2 protein-coding genes are annotated in these 3,830 nt (G+C 72.6%); one reads left to right on the plus strand and one right to left on the minus strand.

The features are described 5' to 3' along the window. Positions 1-79 precede the first annotated feature (79 nt). The gene (locus KN815_RS47400) at positions 80-1,219 is read right to left on the minus strand and encodes a substrate-binding domain-containing protein (protein WP_216347957.1); all 1,140 of its coding nucleotides are present in this window, start codon (positions 1,217-1,219) and stop codon (positions 80-82) included. 488 nt (positions 1,220-1,707) lie between these two features. Here KN815_RS47400 and KN815_RS47405 point away from each other — a divergent pair. Further along, the coding region (locus KN815_RS47405; RefSeq protein ID WP_372458654.1) for a sensor histidine kinase at positions 1,708-3,830 on the plus strand (2,123 nt) is incomplete at its 3' end.

The following is a 3,830-nucleotide window of genomic DNA, read 5'->3' on the forward strand; positions in this document are numbered from 1 at the left end:
CGCGCACCCGCACCGCGGGCCACCGCGCCCCGAGCCACCGGAGGCCCTGCCGTGGCGTCACGCGCCCGGCCGCGCCGCCTTACTTGCCCCAGATCTTGCGGTACGCCTGCCGATAGCCCTCGGAGTCCCAGGACAGCGCCCCGCCGCTGTTGGCGGCGGTGGTGATGTGCACCGCGGGGACATATCCGCTGGCGGGCTTGTCCGCGAAGGCCCGGTTGAACTCGTCGACGATCTGCCAGCCCTGTTCGGTGAGGGGCTCGGGCACCGTGGCGGCCTGGAACCGCTCGCCGTTGACGCGCTGGAAGGCCGACGGATCGCCGTCCCCCGCACCGATGTTGAACGGGGCGCCCGCGCCGTCCTTGCCCGCGGCGCGCAGGGCGGCCGCGGCGTGCCGGAAGTACAGGTCGTTGATGGCGGCCGAGTAGGTCCACTTGTCCCCGTAGCGGGAGAGCAGCGAGCGGACTTCCCCGATGGCGCGCTTGTTGACCTCGGGTATCGGCATGTTCTGGTAGCTCAGCAGCTTGACGTCGGAGCAGGTGGCCAGCTCCTTCTTGATCAGGTCCGACTTGTGCTTGGCGAAGGGGACCGTGGCGTCGGTGAAGAGGACCACCCCCGCGCGGCCGCCCGAGTGGGCGATGATCCAGTCGGCGCTGATCTTCGCGACGTCCTCGACCCGGGTGGTGATGTTGCTGAACAGCGCGGGGTCTCCGGCGGGGCCGGGGGTCGGGACGGAGTGCCAGCCGATCACCGGAATGCCCGCCGCCGTGGCCTGCTTGATCTCGTCGGGGACGCTGCCGGGGTCGAAACCGGCGATGGCGATGCCGTCCGGCTTCATTGCCAGCGCCTTCTTGAAGGCGGCCCGGTAACCGGCGGGTGTGCCCTGGCCGTTGAGGGTGCGGGCGCTCCACCGCAGGAGGCCGGCGGCTTCCTGGACGCCCTGGGCGACCCCGGCGGGGCCGGGGTTGGAGAGGTCATGGGCGATGAAGACGACGCTCTTGCCGTGACCGGCCGCCTGGGGCCCGGTGGTGGGGCCCTTCCAGGGGGCGTCGGTGGCCTCCGCCTTCTTGACGGCTTGTTTTGCTCTGGTGAGGGCGGTGGGGCAGCCGGGCTCGGCGGAGCTCCGGTGGGACGAGGTGGAGGCGGCGCCGGGCTCGCAGCCGGCGGTGGCCACGGCCAGCAGCGCGATGGCCGTCAGGGCCGCCTTGCGGGTGGGGTGCACGGGTCTCCTCGCAGGGCACGGAGGGTACGGAGGGTACGGGCCGGGGCCCGCCGGTGGTTGGCCGGGGGTGAGCCGGGGGCTGGGAGGAGACAGGTTACGGGGGGCGGCGCCGTGCGGGGCAGCCCCCTTCGGCACCTGCGGCCACCATCGAGCACAGTCGTGAACAAGCCAGGCCACGCGGCGCCCTCGGCCGCCACCCCATGGGCACCGCGCGGACACCTTCCGGACTCCGGTGGACGTCGGACGGGTGCGGGGCGATGCGGAGATGACCTAAACCCTGCAATCCACGGAATTTACGTAGTTCTTGAGAGGGCATGCCTTGCGCGTGTCCACGCAGACGGTAGTGTTCACGCCCGGTCAGGCATGTGGCGCGATCCCGCCGTCGCATTCCGGCCGAATGCCGTCGCCGACGTCCCGCTCCCCGGTGTCGGCCATGGCGGCAACAACACCTCGGTCACCGCTCAGGAGCACATCGAAGGAGGACCTGGGTGTCTGTGGACACGGCGGACCCGCCACTCGAACATGAGCCGTCCGGGCACGCGCCGCAGCATCCGCGGTCCCGTCGCAGGACGGATGCCCCCGGTGCGCTGCTGGACCGCTGGCCGTTCGGGCGGAAGCTCAACGTCCTGGTGGTCGTGCCCCTGACGGTCGTCGGCGTGCTCCTCGGCCTCGCCGTGTACGGCCAGGTGCGGGAGGCCAGTGACACCGACCGGATCGCCGAGCGGGTGCGCGACAGCGGCCAGGTCGCCCGGCTGATCGACGAGATCCAGGCCGAGCACCGCGAGGCGCTCCTGCTCTCCGTCGAGCAGGAGCCGCTCCGCTCCGGCGACACCCTCCCCTCGACCGCCGACTACCGCAAGGCGCAGCGGGCCACCGATGAGCAGGCCGCCACCGTGCGGTCCGCGTTCGGATCGGGCCTGCCGAAGGAGGAGGCGCAGGCCCTCGACCACGTCGAGCGCCTGAGTGTGCTGCGGGACAAGGTGGAACGGGGCTCGGTGCCCGCCGCCGGTATCGACCCCGCGTACGCCGCCACCGTCGGCTACCTCATCGACGGCATCGGACTCGACCACTTCTCCGACAGCTCCTCGTCGTCCGTCATCGAGCTGGTCGACGCCGTGCTGCGCGCCGACGCCGCCCACGCGGCCTTCGAGGGCGGGGTGTTCTCGGCCCAGACCCGGGACGCCAACGGACTCACCGAGTACACCCGCGCGGTCGGCGCCCACCGGGTCTACGAGGAGCAGTCGGAACGTTTCTCCAGAATCGCCGGCCCCGACCAGGTCCTGCGCCTGGACGGCATCGAGCGGAACTCCGAGGCGAACGGCATCGAGGACCGGTTCGCGGAGCTCCAGATCGATCCCAGCTCCCTACAGGGCCGGTCGCCGCAGGAGCTGCGCACCGAGATGGCCGCGGGCACCCGGCAGGCCGAGGCCCGCCTCGAGATCACCCGCTCGCTGATCGGCCAGATCGCCGACCGCGCCGAGGGCCTCTCCCGGGACGCCCTGCACAAGGCGCTGGCGCTGCTCGTCCTCGCCTTCCTCGGCTTCGCCGCCTGGCTGAGCTTCTCCTTCCTCGTCCGGCGCTCCGTCGTACGCCCCCTCGCGGCCCTCACCGGCGCCGCCCACCAGGTGGTCGAGGTGGCGGGCGAGGAACTCGCCAAGGTCGAGGACGAGGACGACGACGGGAGCGACAGCACACCGCTGCGGCCCCGCCCGATCCCCGTCCCGGTGCGCGACGAGATCGGCGATCTGGCCGAGGCGTTCAACCAGGTGCAGGTCACCGCCGCGGCGCTGCTGGAGCGGCAGGTGCTCAGCCGCCGCAACGTCGGCGAGATGTTCGGCAACGTCGGCCGCCGGGTCAGCAACCTCACCACCCGCCAGCTCAGCCTGATCGACGCCGTCGAACGCCAGGAGACCGCCCCCGACATCCTGGAGCGGCTCTACCGCATCGACCACATCGCCGTACGCCTCCAGCGCAACGCCGACAGCCTGATGCTGCTCGCCGGAATCCGGGAGACCGAACTCGACGCCCGGCCGACCACCCTGGCCGACGTCATCCGGGCGGCGCTCGGCCAGATCGAGGGGTACCAGCGGGTGTCCCTGCGGTCCGAGACCGAGGTCACCGTCGCACCCGACATCAGCGGCGACCTCACGCTGATGCTCGCCGAACTGCTGGAGAACGCGGTCGGGTTCTCCCCGTCCGACACCTCCGTCGAGGTCGTCGTCCGGCCCGGCACCGACGTCAGCGCGGACGGCGGGGCGCTGATCGAGGTCATCGACCACGGCCTCGGCATGGCCGGGGAACGCCTCGACGAGGAGAACGCCCGCCTGGTGCGCCGCGAGCGGCTCGACCTCGTACCGACCAAGGTGCTCGGCCTCTTCGTGGTCGGCAGCCTGGCCCGCCGCTGGGGCATCCGGGTCACCCTGAGCCGTACGCCCGGCGGCGGGGTCACCGGCAGCGTCTGGGTCCCGTCCGCGCTGCTGGTGGCGCGGGGGGCGGAGCTGGTTACGGCGTCGGGGTCCGGGCCTGGGTCTGGGTCGGTTACGGCACCTGGGTCGGCGTCGGCGGGGGCCGGGCGGGAGCCCGAACCCGCGCCCGCCGCCGCGCCCGCGCC

Source organism: Streptomyces niphimycinicus, from assembly GCF_018883605.1.
Lineage (GTDB): Bacteria > Actinomycetota > Actinomycetes > Streptomycetales > Streptomycetaceae > Streptomyces > Streptomyces niphimycinicus.